At 52.4% G+C, this 17,447-nt stretch carries 20 protein-coding genes and 1 pseudogene; 2 read left to right on the top strand and 19 right to left on the bottom strand.

The genetic code is table 11. From position 1 onward, the window contains the following. Window positions 1-5: 5 nt before the first annotated feature. Together RY831_RS26915 and RY831_RS26910 are read right to left on the bottom strand one after the other, a co-directional pair. A complete protein-coding gene (locus RY831_RS26915) occupies window positions 6-488 on the bottom strand; it encodes an ATP-dependent Clp protease proteolytic subunit (RefSeq protein ID WP_326509447.1) in 483 nt (160 codons plus the stop codon). A gap of 25 nt (window positions 489-513) precedes the next feature. Further along, a protein-coding gene (locus RY831_RS26910) for an IS3 family transposase (RefSeq protein ID WP_326509446.1) occupies window positions 514-1,601 on the bottom strand; the annotation gives its coding sequence in 2 pieces (ribosomal slippage) (window positions 514-1,349 and window positions 1,349-1,601; 1,089 coding nt in all). A gap of 135 nt (window positions 1,602-1,736) precedes the next feature. On the opposite strand from RY831_RS26910, the gene RY831_RS26905 reads away from it, so the two are divergent. Together RY831_RS26905 and RY831_RS26900 are read left to right on the top strand one after the other, a co-directional pair. Then, entirely contained in the window at window positions 1,737-2,276 is a 540-nt protein-coding gene (locus RY831_RS26905) for a helix-turn-helix domain-containing protein (RefSeq protein ID WP_326509445.1), read from the top strand. Window positions 2,277-2,414: 138 nt separating this feature from the next. Further along, entirely contained in the window at window positions 2,415-3,044 is a 630-nt protein-coding gene (locus RY831_RS26900) for a transposase (RefSeq protein ID WP_326509444.1), read from the top strand. 66 nt (window positions 3,045-3,110) lie between these two features. Here the strand turns inward: RY831_RS26900 and RY831_RS26895 are convergent, their stop codons facing one another. The 17 genes and pseudogenes from RY831_RS26895 to RY831_RS26815 form a co-directional block, all read right to left on the bottom strand. Then, window positions 3,111-3,263 (bottom strand): hypothetical protein, encoded by a 153-nt coding sequence (locus RY831_RS26895; RefSeq protein WP_326509443.1) that lies wholly within the window; start codon window positions 3,261-3,263, stop codon window positions 3,111-3,113. Window positions 3,264-3,319: 56 nt separating this feature from the next. Next, window positions 3,320-3,631, bottom strand: coding sequence for a hypothetical protein (locus tag RY831_RS26890; protein WP_326509442.1), 312 nt, complete (start codon window positions 3,629-3,631; stop codon window positions 3,320-3,322). A 21-nt stretch (window positions 3,632-3,652) separates the two neighbouring features. Further along, a complete protein-coding gene (locus RY831_RS26885) occupies window positions 3,653-3,949 on the bottom strand; it encodes a hypothetical protein (protein WP_326509441.1) in 297 nt (98 codons plus the stop codon). 12 nt (window positions 3,950-3,961) lie between these two features. Next, window positions 3,962-4,300, bottom strand: a complete 339-nt coding sequence (locus tag RY831_RS26880; RefSeq protein ID WP_326509440.1) for a hypothetical protein — start codon at window positions 4,298-4,300, stop codon at window positions 3,962-3,964. Between the two features lie 1,585 nt (window positions 4,301-5,885). After that, a complete protein-coding gene (locus RY831_RS26875) occupies window positions 5,886-6,137 on the bottom strand; it encodes a hypothetical protein (protein WP_326509439.1) in 252 nt (83 codons plus the stop codon). Between the two features lie 59 nt (window positions 6,138-6,196). Then, complete coding sequence (locus RY831_RS26870; protein ID WP_326509438.1) at window positions 6,197-6,679, bottom strand: hypothetical protein; 483 nt, start codon at window positions 6,677-6,679, stop codon at window positions 6,197-6,199. A 3-nt stretch (window positions 6,680-6,682) separates the two neighbouring features. Further along, complete coding sequence (locus RY831_RS26865; RefSeq protein WP_326509437.1) at window positions 6,683-7,438, bottom strand: hypothetical protein; 756 nt, start codon at window positions 7,436-7,438, stop codon at window positions 6,683-6,685. Continuing rightward, window positions 7,438-8,097: a tyrosine-type recombinase/integrase gene (locus RY831_RS26860; RefSeq protein WP_326509436.1), complete on the bottom strand. Its 660-nt coding sequence runs from the start codon at window positions 8,095-8,097 to the stop codon at window positions 7,438-7,440. Before RY831_RS26860 ends, RY831_RS26865 begins: the two co-directional genes overlap by 1 nt. A 103-nt stretch (window positions 8,098-8,200) precedes the next feature. Further along, window positions 8,201-8,917, bottom strand: a complete 717-nt coding sequence (locus RY831_RS26855; RefSeq protein WP_326509435.1) for an ion channel — start codon at window positions 8,915-8,917, stop codon at window positions 8,201-8,203. 440 nt (window positions 8,918-9,357) lie between these two features. Continuing rightward, window positions 9,358-10,617 carry a tyrosine-type recombinase/integrase gene (locus RY831_RS26850; RefSeq protein ID WP_326509434.1) on the bottom strand — a complete coding sequence of 420 codons (1,260 nt, stop codon included), beginning with the start codon at window positions 10,615-10,617 and terminating at the stop codon, window positions 9,358-9,360. After that, on the bottom strand, window positions 10,614-11,411 hold the full coding sequence (locus RY831_RS26845; protein ID WP_326509433.1) for a hypothetical protein: 798 nt from the start codon (window positions 11,409-11,411) through the stop codon (window positions 10,614-10,616). Before RY831_RS26845 ends, RY831_RS26850 begins: the two co-directional genes overlap by 4 nt. Window positions 11,412-11,741: 330 nt before the next feature. After that, a complete protein-coding gene (locus RY831_RS26840) occupies window positions 11,742-12,764 on the bottom strand; it encodes a nucleotidyl transferase AbiEii/AbiGii toxin family protein (protein WP_326509432.1) in 1,023 nt (340 codons plus the stop codon). Then, entirely contained in the window at window positions 12,757-13,353 is a 597-nt protein-coding gene (locus RY831_RS26835; RefSeq protein ID WP_326509431.1) for a DUF6088 family protein, read from the bottom strand. The genes RY831_RS26840 and RY831_RS26835 overlap by 8 nt, the downstream gene beginning before the upstream one ends. 352 nt (window positions 13,354-13,705) lie before the next feature. Beyond that, a complete protein-coding gene (locus tag RY831_RS26830; RefSeq protein ID WP_326509430.1) occupies window positions 13,706-13,867 on the bottom strand; it encodes a hypothetical protein in 162 nt (53 codons plus the stop codon). A gap of 99 nt (window positions 13,868-13,966) precedes the next feature. Then, window positions 13,967-14,200 carry an HNH endonuclease gene (locus tag RY831_RS26825; RefSeq protein WP_326509463.1) on the bottom strand — a complete coding sequence of 78 codons (234 nt, stop codon included), beginning with the start codon at window positions 14,198-14,200 and terminating at the stop codon, window positions 13,967-13,969. Between the two features lie 249 nt (window positions 14,201-14,449). Beyond that, window positions 14,450-15,166 (bottom strand): annotated as a pseudogene (locus RY831_RS26820) (reverse transcriptase domain-containing protein); the annotation flags it as partial. A gap of 38 nt (window positions 15,167-15,204) precedes the next feature. Beyond that, window positions 15,205-16,760, bottom strand: a protein-coding gene (locus RY831_RS26815; RefSeq protein WP_326509429.1) for an IS3 family transposase whose coding sequence is annotated in 2 segments (ribosomal slippage) — window positions 15,205-16,298 and window positions 16,298-16,760 — 1,557 coding nt in all. Because the reading frame shifts where the segments join, the coding sequence is not laid out codon by codon here. Window positions 16,761-17,447: the final 687 nt, after the last annotated feature.

Raw genomic sequence — 17,447 nt, 5'->3', positions numbered from 1 at the left:
TGCTGTTATGGGACGTGAACAGGGACTATGACAGCTCCTTCAGGCATCTTCAAATCGGTAATGTCATGGACGATGCCAAACTCTTTGGCTTGAGCCGGTTGAATGAAAGACTCTGCCCGCGACGAAAAATATGCGTTGATCTTATCGTCCTTCCAGCCCAACGCAAGTTTGAAGGGCTCGTAAATCATGGTAGTGTTCTCCGAGATCTCTCCTTTTCGTGGTCCTTCAACAAATGTGGCCGCATGTAACGTGAACATGGAGGCGGCGGCAGTGGTGCGGCGCTCACCGGCTAGAAATATCGTTGCTGCAATTGATCCACACGCTCCGAAATTGTGCGTGTTGATTTTCGCTGGCACCATTTTCAGAAAATTGTAGAGACCAATTCCAGAAGTGACATCTCCGCCACCGCTACAAATGCAGATGGTTAGCTCCTTCACGCCTTTTTCGATTGCACCGGTAACTAATACTTCTAAGGGTAATCCCCCCATTTTTAAAGCGGCCTGAAGGTAGAGACTATGCGGCCAAGGCCAGTTTTTGTTTTGGGGTCATGCCACCGATGGCCATATTGGGGCGCTCGTGATTATAGGTCCATAGCCAGCGGGTAGCGTAGTTCTGCACTTCTTCGATACTGTCGAACAGGTAGTGTGCCAGCCAATCGTAGCGAACCGTGCGGTTATAACGCTCAATATAGGCGTTCTGCTGTGGTTTGCCGGGCTGGATAAAGTCAAGGTGGATGCCTTGGCGTTTTGCCCAGGCCATCAATGCAGCACTGATATATTCTGGGCCGTTATCGCAGCGGATTCGATCCGGCCTGCCGCGCCATTCAATGATCCGATCCAGTGACCGAATCACCCGCTCAGACGGCAACGAGAAGTCCACTTCAATCTCCAGTCCTTCCCGGTTGAAGTCATCGATGACGTTGAAGAGGCGGATACTTCGCCCATCAGATAGCTGGTCATGCATGAAATCCATCGACCACACCTGGTTGACGGCCGACGGCTCGGCCAGTGGTTCAGGCTTCTCGCGGACCAGCCGCTTCTTCGGCTTGATCCGCAAATTCAGCTCCAGCAGCCGGTAAATGCGGTAGACCCTTTTGTGGTTCCATCTATAGCCCTTGACGTTACGCAGGTACAGGAAACACAAACCAAAGCCCCAGTTGCGCTGGTTGCCTGTTAGCCGAATCAACCAGTCGCTGATTTCGGCGTTCTCTGACGATAGCTTTGCCTGATATCGGTAGCACGTCTGGCTGATGCCAAACACCCGACAAGCCAGCCCAATGCTGATTCCTTTCTCGTTGACCGCCCGTTGCGCCATCTCCCGTCGTCGAGATGGCGCTACCACTTTTTTGCAAGAGCCTCGGCTACGATCTCGGCCTTGAGTCGCTCTTCGGCATACATCTTTTTAAGCCTCCGGTTCTCTTCTTCGAGTTCCTTGAGTCTGGCCATCATTGATGCATCCATACCGCCGAACCGGCTGCGCCACTTGTAGAACAGCGCCGAACTCATTCCATGTTCGCGGCACAGTTCTGGAACCGGTGTGCCTGCTTCCGCTTGCTTGAGAATGGCAATGATCTGGCTTTCCGAAAAACGCGACTTCTTCATGTAAAACTTCCTCGTTTCTGACTGGAGAAAATTCTACCTTCAAGCGCGCTTACTTTTCGGGGGGATTACCTAAGCAGGCAAAGGAAAGGATTTTGACCTAGACTGGTTCCAAGCACTTGGCAGGAGGGAATTGCCATGAATGGAATCCATTTAACTGCAAAAGAGCAACACCTACTCGAGCAGACACTCCATACGACCCATGATGCCCGGTTGTATCGTCGCACCCTGGCGCTCTTGGAATGCAGCCGTGGACGTCAAGTCAAGGATGTGGCAAAGGCGTTAGGCGTCACCCGGCAAAGCATTCATAACTGGGCAGTGCGGTTTCAACGGCAGCATACCGCGCTGGCGTTGACCGATGGACCGCGTCCGGGACGTCCCCGTCATGCCGACGACCGGGTCGAAACTTTGTTGCAAGCACTGCTGGCTATCACGCCGGATCGCTGCGGCTATCAGGCCAAGTTCTGGACGGCGCCGCTATTGTGCGACCAAGTGCGCAAGAATCTGCAGGTCGAGTGTTGTGACGTTACGCTGCGTCTTTGCCTGCGGCGGATGGGTTACCGGTGGAAGCGGCCACGCTATGTGCTGGCGCCAGATCCACAACGCGAGAAAAAAAAGCCAGATTCAGCAGATTCTACGGCGCTTGCCGGAGCGCAGCGTCATCCTCGCCGAGGATGAGACAGATCTACTTCAGTTCCCACCACTGCACGCGATGTGGTCACCGCGTGGGGTGCCAGNATCTGCAGGTCGAGTGTTGTGACGTTACGCTGCGTCTTTGCCTGCGGCGGATGGGTTACCGGTGGAAGCGGCCACGCTATGTGCTGGCGCCAGATCCACAACGCGAGAAAAAAAAGCCAGATTCAGCAGATTCTACGGCGCTTGCCGGAGCGCAGCGTCATCCTCGCCGAGGATGAGACAGATCTACTTCAGTTCCCACCACTGCACGCGATGTGGTCACCGCGTGGGGTGCCAGCCCGAGTCATGCTCAGTGGTGGCAATGCTAGACGCGTCGTCTTTGGCTGCTTGAATTTGAAGACCGGGCATCGTCTGTTCAGAGCATGCCGACGTCAACGGGCTGAAGAGTTCCAGGCATTTCTATGGCAGGTGCATCACCATTACGGGGGTCGGCATATCGTCATGCTACTCGATAGCGATACCAGCCATACCGCCAGGTCGTCACAAACCCTCGCCAAGCGTCTCGGCATCGAGTTGATTTGGCTACCCAAGCGCGCGCCCGAACTCAACCCAGTGGAAGCGCTATGGGGGCAGGCCAAGAAGGCGGTCAGCGCAAACTGGCAGTACCAGTCGATTGACGAGCATGTCGATGCCTTCCTTGCTTACGTTCGAGGCTTGTGCAATGCTACGGCTAGAAAGACTGCGGGCCTCTTATCCAAACGCTGCTGGCTCCGCCGCGCAACGTCAAAACATTTATCTTCGGGTGCTTAGGTTCTTAGCACCAGTGTGATTCACCGCCCCTTGATACATTACAAAGTACGACATAACGGTTGTTTCCTATCCGTGCGTGAGCTTGTGCTGAACCGCGTTCTGTTCATGAAGCGAAACTCGCTCCTTCGCTCCCGGCACACCATTCTTCATATCGCGCTGCGCCTTCTTCAGACGCTTCTGAATCTTTTCAGCGCGAATTTGATACGACCTCTTGTCCATTCGCATTTCCTTAGTTATCCCATAGTTTTTTCGAGTTCGTTAGCACGCCGACATTTCTATTTCTTAGCTCCGCATTCGACTTCGGTTTGCAGTGTCAGAGTTCCATACACGTACTCGCTCGCGATAACGCGGCAGCCGCTTGTAGTCTCGATGGCGCGTATCTGTTGGCGACGGAGGGTGACGTAGTTCACTCCATTCAAGGATTTCCAACCGTCGGGAAACGACTCCCATTTCCCATTACGAAACAACACAGATATAGTTTGTCCATCGATATCCAGCGTGATTTTATTAGGGTCTGTCAGACGAGACATCCCTTCGCAACCGCTGAGAACGACTACCAGCGCGGCTGCCAGAGTGACGATATTCATACTTCGCATTGATTTCCGTGGTCAATCGTGATCGTTGAGATGGTCGATCGCTGCAGCGATGCTGGCATGCATGCCACTCGGGACAAAGCGAGCATGAATACGACGTACAAATGCCTCTTCTGCTTCTTTTGAGACGAGTACCAATTTCAGCTCCATTCCATCCGCAGATACGATCAGCTTGCCATTTGGTGCACGCTCTGCTTTGAAACCTGAAAATTCGCACTCATGCTCAACTGCTTCAACAAGGCCAGCAACGTTCGGCGCATCGCAGGGATCAGCAGCGTCCAGCCACTCGTCAAATTCAAATGTCGTGTTCATGTTTTTCCTTGATTAATGCCACGGCCAGTTTTTATGCACATCGCGTTTGCTTCTACCACCGCCATAGATAGCCAGCATCATCGCGAAACTAGCAACAGCCACAACCCATATGCAAACAACAGCAAGTTTTTCCCACGTGGTAGCTGGATTTACGCACATATGACCATAGTAGCAGTTGGGATCGAATGCTAACCATCGGACAGTCCTGGATGCTGCGAAGGGAAATGCTAGAAATACAAACAGCGTGCTTGCAATCATTACCAGAGAGTTAGTTATCAATCTGCGTTTGGTACGTGCTTTAGCCTGTCTTACGCCCAGCAGTTGAGGGTTATACTTGTTTTTCTTCGACATTCTGTATTCCTTGAAAAGAATGTACTCTGGATGGTATACCTCCTGACGACTTAACGAAACATATTCAAGCAGTACCTGACCGGCGTTGGGCACGCCAGGAGAATGGTTTGATGATCCTACCTCTGTAGATAACACAAAGGCATGGCATCAGTCAGGTGTCAGAGCAGATCGTACCAATCACACGTCAATATGCTGACGGCGGTAATCGGAAGTCCTATGGATCATTCAACGGAGAGAAGTTACACGGCTTACTGTTTTTCGTATGACCCAACCAAGCTACCTGTAGCAATCCACCCCCTGCCTGATTTTTCAAATACCGTTGGCTCCCCATACACCCGTTGATTTCCTAGTTGCACAGTTTGAGACTGTGACGTGTCGGGTAGATAAGTCAGTGTAAATTTATTATTTGCTTCATCAACGTCAGCTCGGAACTTGGCACATCTTTCAACATACTCCCGGTAAGTAGATGAGCCAGTGTTGCACCATTCGACCTCATTGCTTTTTTCCGACAAGGTGAATGTTGAGTAGTTGGATGATACGTACCTGCCATAGACGCTGTCGGTTTTACAACCAGAAAGGACAAATATGCATACCAAACCAAGTGGTAAAATTTTCGGATTCAAATCTTGCATAGGAATGTTCGCACAACCGCGTTATCGAGTGGAACTACCGTATTTTACATACAAACACACTAATCTTAATATTAGGTCAATTACTTTTCTGGGTCTAGGCTGTTATGAAAGTTATCGTTTCTATAGGCTTACCCGCTTCCAGAGCCACGTTTATTGAAACATGCCTTAAATTAGGGAATGTAATTTCCTACTTAATTGCATAAAGGTCATGAGAGCGGTCTTTTGCTGCTGAGAGTTCGAAACTATAGAGGAAGCGTCAGCGCATACGGGTGTATCCAAATCTCTATGAACTTTCAATCGTAGTTCCGTAGGAAGCGAGGAGGTCTCCCTGTAACTACCCAAGCTCCTATACCGAAGATACTAAACAGGACAAATGGTAAGCAAAATGCGGCTATGAAGTAGCGGTCAGACTGATATGTATACTGGGTCGCGTCTACCGCATATTTTACTGTCAATTCGGACATTTGGGGACCCATACGGCCTTTCATCTCGCAGTCGTCCGAACGCCCTTGTGCCTTAGGGGCAAGAATCTCCGAAGCCGTGCAGCGGGCGGCAATATTTTTGTATGTCGCACTCACGTTGTCGATCGAACGTATCAAATCCGCCCGCTTCTGATGGAAGTGCAGGGACATAACGATACACGTAAGAAAACTAATGACCGACAGGGCCGTTGTCAGGCGAAACAGCTGCTTTTCTAATACCTTATCTTGCACTCTTACTACCACCATGTTTTCTTATTCGTTCTTGTTGTTCACATCGGTCGTGAGCACGGCCTTTGGCCAATGCTTATTGATGAAGTTTTCGGCTTCTTCTTTGCTGGCAATGGTAACTCCCTTTAGAGTGATGCCGTCCGGAGTCTATTCCAGCGGCTTGCCAGTGAGTGGATTGGTAATCGTGAAGGTATTCTGATGCATATTTTTCCTTTCCGGCTCTCGCCGTTTTTCCTAGCATTTTTAGGGATTCTCTCTGCCCATCGCATCCAGGTAATCTGGCATTGTCACATTGTCGGCCAAGCGAGCATCGTGCGCATCTGCCACCTTGATAAGGGATGCGGCCAGTTCTCGAACCTGCAATGAACTGAGCCATCTGCCTTCGGTGTTAGGGCCGACCCAGATGCGGTCACCGCTAGAAATCGTTGCGTCTGTTATGTTGAACCCGGCGATGTCCAAAACTGTATGGCTTTCATACTTGTGATCTCTATTCATTGCTGTTTTCCCATCATTATTCTAGGTTGAACATGGTACCTGCCTCCACGACCCGAAGATCAATTCTCAGTACCACTCAACGCCCTAAGTGCTTTCTCGTTTTCCTTCAACCATTTCTGCCGTTGCCTTTCAGCCCTGTCAGCGGATGATTGTTGTGCATCCGCTCGTGCAACATTGTCCGCGTGTGTTTGAGCGATGTTGAGTTCCTCGTCCGTCATCGCTACGCCGCAATTTTCAGTAAATACGCGCGCGGAAAAATTACCGCCTTCATAGCTAATTCCGCCGGCAACCCAGCGTGTCCAAAACTTTCTATAGCCGGTGTTTGCTGTCCCTACCTCTCCACAAAAATAGTCCCCGTCCTTTGAGACGACAGTCGCACGGATATCTTGACCGGGAAATACCTTATTGACTATGGCCCTACCTTGCCTTTCAGCGGGGGACTCAACGGAACAGGCAGTCATTAAAAACATCGTCACGAGACCCGCCATCCAGAACTGGCGATCGGAAAAGCCCTTAGTAGTCTCGGCCATCATGTTGATCATTTCCTATTTTTTGGGATATGAGGTCAGCCAGCGAGGGCACTTATCGTCTTTCGGCGAAAAATATCTTATGACACACATGGCCTGATCGATCGGCGATTCGCAAATAACCAGCTGATGCCAAACAGTATCGACCTCCGGTCCAGATGACTTTCTATCGATACTTTTCATGTGGATCAGACGATCTCTAATTTTTGTAAGCGCCTGAAGATCAGAGTATGCTCGGTGGATACCTTTTGGTGAGTTGATACCGATCGCTACTGGAAGAATCGTTCCAACTTTCTCAGACAAGGAAGCGCGTCGCTCAATCTCTTCTTTACTCAAAATCTCGATTTCACCATGCCGGTTCTTTCGTTTATACGTCTTATCGGCAGGTAGCAACTCGTTCACAAACGCTTCAACTGCAGTATGTGCACAGACTACGGCTTCGAACATGCTTTCAAGATAGGTAAAAGCAGTTTTGTCGTCCAAATAGATTTCAGTTCTCCGAGCATTCGAATGGATGTGCTCGCGCCGGATTGAAAGGGCCTCCGAATATGCTCGTCGGCCTATATTGAGAAACAGCGCTGATGCGTTTGGAATCGTTACGGTGAGAGTTTGTTTGCGATTGAGCCTTGCCACCGTTACCTTTTTGACCAACGTTCCTTCTGGAGATGTCTCGCCGGTCCAAGGGGATGTCCACGGCTTACTGAGGGTCGTAACGGTATCTATCCGCCAGTCCGCGTTTTCTAGGGCCTCCACTCCTGGAATCCTTCCAGTCATCAAATCACTCCCGCAACGAGAGCGCCAAGGCGCACAGGATCGGCATCGATTAGGCGTTTTGTCGCGGTCAGGGTCTCATGCCCAAGCAACTCATTGATGTGCCGAAGGTCGTAACCCTTCTGGCTTAGGCGAACGGCGAAAGTACGGCGACCCGACATGGCGCTCGCCCCCTCAATCCCGGCCTGCAAATGCAGTTTGCGGAAAAGCTGGCTCAATGAGTCGCACGAATAGCTGATCGCGCCGGTTCCTGTCTTGCGCTGGATGAGCTTGTACGGCACACCCTCGCCGGTCAGGAACAACGGACCTTCAGGATCAAGGCCGCGATAGGCCGCGTTGCGCGTCGTGATGCCGTGCTTGTTCCTGATGCGGTTTTCAAGGTACTTGTCGATAGCGGCAACCACTTTCGCATTTGACCACCACAGAGGCCGCTCCTTGCCGTTGTAGGCGATTTCGGGAGTGATAGCCGATTTCTCAAGCAACGTGCCGTCCGGTTTTAAATATCGGGACACCGGCATGCGCGCCACTTCGGTCAGCATTATGCCGGTGCCATAAATAACGTAAAGCAGAGCGACATTGCGTTCCGGACTTTCGCCGGAAATGCCAGCGACTTTCAGCATGTGCTTGAGCCGTGCATCTTCAATAAACGGTGCTTTTGCCATTAACTTTCAAGACTGAAATGAGTTCTGTTCAGAGGCATGTTGCCACAGAGCCGCCCTTATCTCAATGGCAAAGACCGTGTTTCCTCATTTCCTCGGAAAAGGCTTAGCTCCGGTGTCGCTCTTCAGCATGCCCTGTTTCCGCATTTATCTTGGTTGTTGTCTTCATGGTAGGCATCGTGAATCCGATGAGGCGTGTCACTACTGCGGTTAGATACATCAAGCCGGCAAGCATCTCGATACTGGCCAGTGAACGTGCGTGCGACGATACCGCCACAATGTTGCCCATGCCTGTACTGGTAAGCAAAGCAAAGCTCAAGTGATTGAGATCGGACCAGCTTCGTATCGTGCCATCTTCTGAAAAGGCACCGGGTTGCAATGCCTGCGTCATCACAAAAAGGTGGGTGAATGCCCAGACGAGGAGCGTAAAGGTAGCCGCTGCTGCGAAAAGCTCATCTACCGTCGTCTGGTAGTCCTCCATCATGTAAGCGATGAGGCTGGCGGCGGCATAGAAGTAGAAGACCGCTTCAAGCGCAGAGGACCATGGCAGAAGACCAGGCATCTCGTAAATTGTTTGCAGACCGAGTAGCACAATGATAGGCACGGCAAGCGCAACACTTACCCAGGTCGGTCCCGGTGTCTTATAAACGGTACGGATTGCCATTCCCAGCACGACAATCCCTAATGCATTGAGCCCGGCATGGCCGATTTTCGTTTCCTCGATGAATGGATACAGAAGTACACCGAGTAGCTGCACTAGAAGCAGTACCGCGGAAGGATGCCTCTGCGGTAGGCGGAACATTTTGGTCATGGCAAGCGTCAAGAAGATATCGTTGGCATTAGATCACGACATGGGCGGCTTCAACATAGTTGCTACGGGCGTGGAAGCAAACAACTCATGTCACCATCCCTGTCGCCGCGGCCTCTAATGCGTCTACCGCACCGTCCTTTGATCCATAACCTGAACTGCCAAGACTCGTAACGTCCGATCCAAGAATAATCGTGCTTCCCGCCTTCCTTGCGAACCAGCGCCACTTTTTGCCATTGCTGCCCCGCGAATCTAGGATGGTTACTTGCTCCCGCCAGATTTCACCTATGCGTTCGCCATCAATATGAACATATTGATGAGCACTCTTACCACTGTCAGAAATCCTAATATATACAACTCTAGCCATTTGCCACTTTGTTAAGTGATGAAGTCGCTCTACGACCAGTCTAAATAGGAAAATTTTTCAACATACAAACCTTTTTGCTAGACAAGCGCTACCCCACATTTGTGGGTTCCTGAACTGCAAAGCCGCCTTCGCCTGCAAGCGTACCGGTAGCCGATCGTTCGACTGCATCAATCAAGTCAAGAGCGTCCTGTTCGGTATAAATCATGGTGGTTTCTAGGCTTGCATGACCCAGCGCACTTGCGACGGTGCGAACATTCTGTCCGGCTAAGAGACTGGCCTTGCCGAAGGTGTGCCGCAACCAGTGTGGCGAAGCGGCGCGAAGCTGCTCTGCGGCGAATTGCTCACCTGAGGCTTCCAGTAGTTCGGCCGTAGCGGACAGCCGATCCTTGACAATGGTATAGACCCCCTGCCGTGTTGTGATCTCACGCCAAGCCTTGAAGAAGCGTCTGTCCTGTGTTCTTCTGATCTCTGTGTCCCTCATCGGAACGGGATTTGTCCGCGACGATAGAAGTAAACGTGTATTCTCGCCGGCGGTCGGACATTCAGGCAATCCAAACGCTCGCCGATACACGCCAAAAGCGTCCCACACCGATTTCGGTACCGGTACGCGACGTTCTTTCCCGCCCTTGCCTGTCTCCGGTGTCACGTGAAAGACCCAATACCGTTTGCCGGTCTTTGGGATAGTTACCTGATAAAAGGCCGCCATCTTGGCATGGACCAATTCACTGGAACGGAGACCAAGGCCTCGGAGCGCTTCGAAGATAAAGCGGTCGCGCACTGCTCTCTGCCGTTCGGTAAATGTCGTCTTCGGCACACTCTCGATGCCTCTCAATACCAGGTCATACAGGTCAAGGGAAATTGCCCGTTGTGCGTTTACCTTCCGCGCATTGGTTGTGCCAACCAATCCCATGGGATTGATCCTGATGTATCCCATGCGGTGCCACGCATTGAACAACGCATGCACGAAGCGTTTAATATCTGCCTGACTGCTGCGTGAGGGTGGCGCCTTGAAAGGAGTCCATCCTCCCTGCCCTTCCTTTGTTCCGGGAAGGGCTAGTGCATCGGCTGGAAGATCGGCAAGGAATACCGCAAACCGATCGACATCCTGCGCCGACCATCTCGACGGCGTCACTCGAGCGACATTCTCGCAATACCAACGTAGCTTGACCAGATGGAAACGGTACGTAGCTTCTGTTTGTCCGGTGGTGCTCCTGCTCTTTTCGCGTACCGCCCGCAGAACCACCTCGGCGGCCTGCCAGTCGTCGACAACTGGGCCCAGCGCGTGATCAGGTTCCGGCTTCGCCAGCATCAAGTCAGCCAGCATCTCGGGTTTGAGGACGAGATTCATTTGGCAGCCTCGGGACGCAGGTCAGCCGGAATGGCAGCGCCGCGCTGGTACGCAATCTGCCTGAAGTATTCCAGGTGCTGCTTGGTCCGCTGCAGATCCTCCTGCGATTTCGCGTACTTTTCCTGCCAAGCCCGGGTTTCGCCGCGGACGCCGTCGACCGCCCGCATTGCGAAGGCGCGGTTGCTTTCCAGCTCCTTCGTCAGTGCCTCGACGCGTTGGCCTTGCTTTTCAGCTGTGGCGTTGGCGATCACTAGCTGCGCCGCCAGGGAATCACGGACGGCTACGGCCGCCTGCAGTTCTGCCGCCAGTCGTGCGGCTTGGGCACGGACATCATCAAGGGTGCGTTCCGTTTCCTCGAGGCGTTCTTGCAAGAAGTCGCGCTGGGCAACGGCCAACAAGTCGGCCGTCGTCGCCCCCCCTCCCCGCCTTGGTCCTTCCCGGCCTAACGCATTCTCTATTGCACGTTCGATCACCAAGGCCAGTTCTTCACCGGACGCCTGCTCAATTTCCCGGCCGGCGCGAGCCTCATCACCGAGTTCGTCGTCGAGCATGCGTTTTTCAAGCGCCAGCGTAGTCGTCGATGGCCGACGATCGGGGGCATAGACATCGAGCAGGCGGCGGTAAATCGCCGGACTATAGGTTTGGCCGGTGGCTTGGTGAACGGCACGAAGGAAATCCCGCACGAACGGGCGGTGATCACGGTTACTGACGGGATGGCGAGCAGTAATTTCGGGCAGCCGTTGGACCAAGACACGTGCCTGGTCATCATTGAGGTGGAACGGCGGGCGGCTCATACGGCGGTCGATGGGCTTTTCGGCATGGAAATGAAGGGAACGGCGCGGCGATAGCGTTACATTAACAGGTATATTTATACCGCGCAATATGCATAAGTTTACTTAGCTCGAACTAAGTAAACGGGTGAAACATTAGGAATTTCTTAATCTGATATTTACATAATTGATTGTTCTGCCCCGTTGTCCCAGATGGCAAGAGGTTGAAGGTTCAGTTATGGAAGTATGGAGCGTGCAGGTGAATTGCGCACCTTAGAAGTTCATTGAGAAGTCTCTGCTTCGCTAATATGTCGTTGCATAATTCACGGCTATTGCACGCTACATACTGAGTGCTCACAACGACTGATTATTCGCCGTATTCTGGATGCGGAGACAGCGTTCGATGATTTCATTAAACGGCAATGCATTACGTATCAGAATGCCAGCATCCGTCATGGCGCCATAATCTACTTCCAAAGCCGCTAATCCCTTCGGCTCAGGGATGAGCCTCAAATGACCTCCAACAGCGCGATGGTAGTCGATTGCCTGCCCACTTTTATCCTTCTCGATGAAAAACATGGCCTTGTGCTCAGCAACCATCTTTCGCACATCATGGGCGGCCAAGGCTTCATCAAGATACGGAGTGTTTTCATAGGTGGCCAAGTCGTACCAATGCCGTGCGTAACGCTCGCCTCGCAGGCGCTCCTGCAGGCAATAGACATGCGCTGCTGTAGCCTTCTCCCAAAAAGTGCGATCAATAGTCATCACCAGCGGATGTGCCACCGGAAAGCCCAGTTGCGGAAAGAGCGGCGCCATGTCGCACGTGATCATTTTCTTTTGATGAGGCTCACCGGTCGCGCGTCCTCCAAACTCCAGCTGGACGGAAGGTGAAACATAACCGGTGCCCAACTTGATGGCGTCATAATGGATATACAACTTCTCCCCATCGACGCCGCCTTGCTCACAGCGTGCTTCAAGACCATCCCGCCGCAAACCCGCTTCAATAACAGGAATGACGTTATCGTGGATCCACTCGGGCAGACGTGCTTTTACATGATCGGTCCATTTCTTGGCCTGACTTCGAGTGGACGGCAACGAGTCTTGGTTCGTAATAAGATCGCCAATAAGGTGGCGAATGTCGTAGGTCAGGTCAATGTCTTCAGAGAAGCGATCAATCAACCGATAGGCTTTGGATAAAGATGTCCCTCCCTTGAAGGTCAATCCTTGACCTAGTGGCGTGTCGAATAAAGCCGACAAGGTCCACACAACCCAAAAATCCTTCTCAATGAGGGTGGCAGGCCGATCCAGCCGATCCGCGGCGATGGCCAATATTTCGGCACGCTCTTGCGCCGGGAGAGAAAGATATGCCTCAGGCATGACTCATTGCACCGCCTACTGCCTTGGCCATCCAGGACGGCAGACTCGCGCGTGCGGCAGTAAGTTTTTCCCAATCTTCAGAAGGCAGTTGTTGCCGAAGCTTTGGCAAGACCTCGCTTAGATGCTCTTTCCCCAGCCATGCCATCGCACGAACCGCCATCCCGGCACGGGACGTGCCCAAGATAAGCTGCCATCGTGGCGCGTGTCGGACGTCGATAATGCGCCTTCCCAGATGCAGCGTGCGGCTGGGGCCCGACGACAGGAAAACTTCCTTTACCGGTACCTGGGTAGTTAATCCCAGAGCGTTTGCGTCGGCAGCGCCATGGGAAACAGCGACTTCGCCCTTTTGATGCGCCACCGCGGCCACCACTTTTTCCGGCGCCGGCGGACGTGTGCCAAAGCGGCTTACGACCGGAGCCACGTACAGACCTCGACCAACCCGCAATAAGCGTCCATCCTTGGTCAGGCGCGTGAAGGCCTGGTCGATTGCAGCCCGGCTCGCCACGTGCAGGAATTCTTTGGGCGAGATTATGCCGCCCTCTTCCAAACGGGCCACGCGTTCAAGAATGCTTGTCGACAATATGCTCATGCTGACTCCTTTATGTCAGAAGTTTATCATTGTTTCTGACATTCGAACCGCAGTTAGCTGTTTCCTGCTATTGAACTTTGGTCATACAAAAAAGAATGGTGTTTTACAACATCGGATGATGCTGGAATATGGTGCCAATCCTATCCACCCAATTAGCAACCGACTTCATTTCCAGTATCGGATGCAAATCAATGACACTGGCTCCACTTACTTGCCAGATGGAACACTAGCGAAGCGGTCTGGCTTCGTCATTCTTTATGATGGCGTATATCTCTACGCGAGTGAAGTGATCGAGTCCGCATGGGAGTTTTACTCATTGGACAATAAAATCCCTGGCTGGCACACCGCACTTTCAGACCGGTGTCTTTGGCTTTTTAGGCAGTAAAGGTTGGACCGGATGTTTTTGGGTTAGCCTAGTGACGTTGCGAAGAATTTGGGCTGTGATGCGCGTTCTGGCGGCATCAGCAATCCCATAGCGATTCAAGGAATCGATATCGGTCTTCGCGGTTTTCATTTGCGTTGCCATTGTTCGCCTTCACTGTTGGGTAGCAGGGTGGCATCGCTGCGACCCCGCCCCCTGAGAACCGTACGTGCGAGTTTCCCCGCATACGGCTCAAGCCTCTTTCGTTAAATCACGTTTTGACAAAGGCCCCGTTCTACCGGGACCCGGCTTCACTAACATAATACCAAGGTGGTGAATCTGCTTGTGACATATTGTGTGTAGCAGCACCAAGTTATCCTTCTTGTCATCGCCGCCCGCGTGTCGCTCCTTTAGGTGGTGCTGATCCAGGAGGTCGTCTGTCGTCAACGGCTCTCCGCAATGGAGGCATTTCCCTTCTTGAGCCATCCACAGGCTGGCGAGTTTCTTACGCCCTTCTAGAGATCCAATCATCTTCTTAAGCTCTCGCTTTTCAAAGTACATTTCCATCTCCGGGTCAGCGTCGTATGGATTTGCATTCGACTTGATCTTCACATGTCTGACAATTGTGACTGCCGCCGCGCTGAATAGGGTGTACATCTTCTTGTTTCCTTCCTCGTCCTTTTGCGAAGCCGCAAATACAGACCCGCGTCCTCCTATGGGATGGAAGTACTTCGCAAACACCCACCTTTTTCCTTTGTTGGGGTGGCGTCTCTTAGCCCAGAACCACAGCGCTCGCCAAATGTGGTGGTCCACATACGTAAAGGTTTTCTTCGCTACTACCCCACGGTGATAGTTCGCCCAACCACGGATGATTGGGTTTAATATCGCAATCACAGTTTCCTGCCGCGCGGGTCGTAATTGTACGATCATGTCCCGGACTTTCTTCAAAAACGCTTTCACGTTCTTGTTTGACGGCTTGATCAACAATTTCTTGTTATATCGTCGCACGTTCTGACCCAAGAAGTCGTAACCTTCCGTAATATGGGTGATCTTTGTTTTTTCAGGGGAGAGTTCTAATCCCCGTTTTGCCAGGAAGTTTTCTACTACCGGTCGGATGGTATCTTCCAGTAGTTCGCGGCTCGCACCGGTAATGACAAAGTCGTCTGCGTATCTCACCATGTAGACCTTGGCTTTTGCCCGCTGTTGAATGGTCCTAAATTGTTGGGCCAACAGACTTTCCAGTCCGTTCAGCGTCAGGTTCGCGAGAACAGGGCTAATGATTCCACCCTGGGGCGTCCCCTGATCGGTCGATGATATGGTGCTTCCCTCCATGTATCCGGCTTTCAGCCATTTCCGGAGTATTTCTTTGTCCATTGGGACATTCTCCAGTAACCACGCATGACTGATGTTGTCGAAGCATCCTTTTATGTCTGCCTCAAGTATCCACTCTGCTGACTTTCGGTGTTTGTCAAAGTAGTTGTCGCGTCACCTCAAGCTGCTTGCTTTAGGTGTATGGCGTGATTTCGCTCTGGATTGAGCCAGACTTCGTCCTCCAATCTCCAGTTTCTGGTGGTCCCTGACCACCGCTTCGGATTGCTGCGTTTGGCAGCGGCATACAGCGTCTCACGGTTGTGCAGAATCACCGGTGCGTGACCAGAATGTCGCTGCGCAGGTGTCACAAATCTCAGACCGCTATGCTTGTGTTCCTGGTTGTACCAGCGCACAAACATGTGTGTCCATGCTTGCGCTTGTTCCAGACTGCCAAACGGCTTCTTCGGGTAATCAGGCCGGTACTTGCACGTGCGGAACAACGACTCCGCATACGCATTGTCATTGGAGACGCGCGGCCGGCTAAACGAAGCGGCCACCCCCAGATGCTCCAATGCCGCCAGCATGGTAGCGCCTTTCATGGCGCTACCATTATCCGAATGCAGCACCAGTGGACGTCCAGCCAAGCCTTCAGAGAGACTGGCTTTGCGCATGAGCAGCGCAGCCAGCTCACTTGACTCGGCCACATGGACTTCATGCCCTACAATCTTGCGGCTGAACACGTCCAGCACCATGTACCAGTAAAAGTACTGACCTTTTACCGCAGCAGGCATCCAGGTTATATCCCAACTCCAGACTTGGTTCGGTCCGGTCGCACAATGACTCGTCGCCACCCGCTGCGATGGCTTCTTTGCCCGCCCACGGTGATGCTGTTGCGATGCTTGTTTCAGTACCCGGTAAAAGCTCGACTCCGACGCCAGGTACACGCCGCGATCAGCCAGCGTCGGCACGATTTGACTCGGCGGCAGACTGGCAAACTCCTCACTGTTGGCTACTGCCAGGATATGCTCTCGCTCAGCTTCAGTGAGCTTGTGAGAAGGCGCCGGCCGGACGACCGTAGTGCGCGCATCGGCAGCAAGCACCTCGTCGCCATCGCGCACCCATCGCTGGAAGGTACGGATAGAAATTCCCAGTTCGACACAAGCCGGAACCAAGCGACAGCCCGCTTGCGTGGCTTCACGGATCAACGTAATACATAACCGGCGATCTGAGACGCTGATCAGTCTTCCTCTTTGTTCCCCCAGATCGCCTGGGCTTTTTTTCGCAGAATCAGCAGCGCCGCCGCTTCGGCCAATGCCTTCTCCTTACGATTGAGTTCCTTCTCCAGTTGCCGGATCCGCTTCTTGTCTTCTTTGGACTGCTCACGCTGGCTGCGTGCCTGTTCGCCCGCATTTGCATTGGCCGCGCGGCATGCGTCCCGCCAAGCGGCGATCTGTTCGACGTAGAGTCCCTTGCGCCGGCAATACTCGGCCAGCTCTGCCTCATTGAGCGCGGCCGTCTCCAGTACGACTGCAAACTTGTCTTCCGAGGACCATTCCTCGGGATTCTTTCCATCTCCTGGCACCGGCATTCCCTGGTTCTTCAACTGACGTCGCCAAGTATAAAGGGTCTGCTCAGTGATGCCGGTTTCTCTGGCCAGCTCTGCTACCGCCTTATTCTCCGGCGGCATCATCCGTCGTAGTACCGCTTCTTTCCGTTCCGTTGAATACGCTTTCACTTCGCCTCTTTGCCCGCCCCGGATTCATTACGACTCAATTCAGGTGACGCGACAACTAGTCTGACACCGGGGGTAAATGGACAGGACCGCCGAGCTGTTCAGTAAACACCGGAAGGCAGCTTAACCCATGTCAGGCCAGTCTTCTTTTCAAGTCACAGGGTAAACACAAGGCTCCGCCGTCTAACTGCTTTACGCCTAGTCCGTAAGGCTTTTTGCATGAGGGGCAAATGATTTGAGCTTGGACAAATGACCGACTAGTCTTACCTTTACCAGGCCTCGATTGATTCACACTTTGTTTTGAAAGAAACTCGCCGGAGCCAGCACATCGGTAGCAATTCGCGTTCATTCCATTGCAAGAACATTTCATGTTTTCCCGTTAAGATAGGGCTGCTTATCTGCTTTTATGTATTGACTTTCAGTAGAAGGATGCCGCGGCAAGCCTTATCATTGTTGCATAAGGTTGAGTCCAAGCAGCTGATCAACAACATATTTCTGAAGGGTTTAGCGTGCGTGTTAGTGTAAATTATAAGTTTTATTGCAGCTCATGCGTCGATCCCACGCCTCGGCAGCAGCATAGCCAACATCGTACGTCGTTCGTCCGGCGCCTATCCAAATCGACGGCAAGATGAATTATGAAAGCCGTACATCGGTTTTCGTAGGAGATCTGTCTTAATGTTGCAGTGGCAT

Source organism: Noviherbaspirillum album (genome assembly GCF_035916955.1).
Taxonomy (GTDB): Bacteria; Pseudomonadota; Gammaproteobacteria; order Burkholderiales; family Burkholderiaceae_D; genus Noviherbaspirillum; species Noviherbaspirillum album.
Note: the sequence above shows the minus strand (reverse complement) of the source record. Positions and strands in the feature narration are given on the sequence as shown.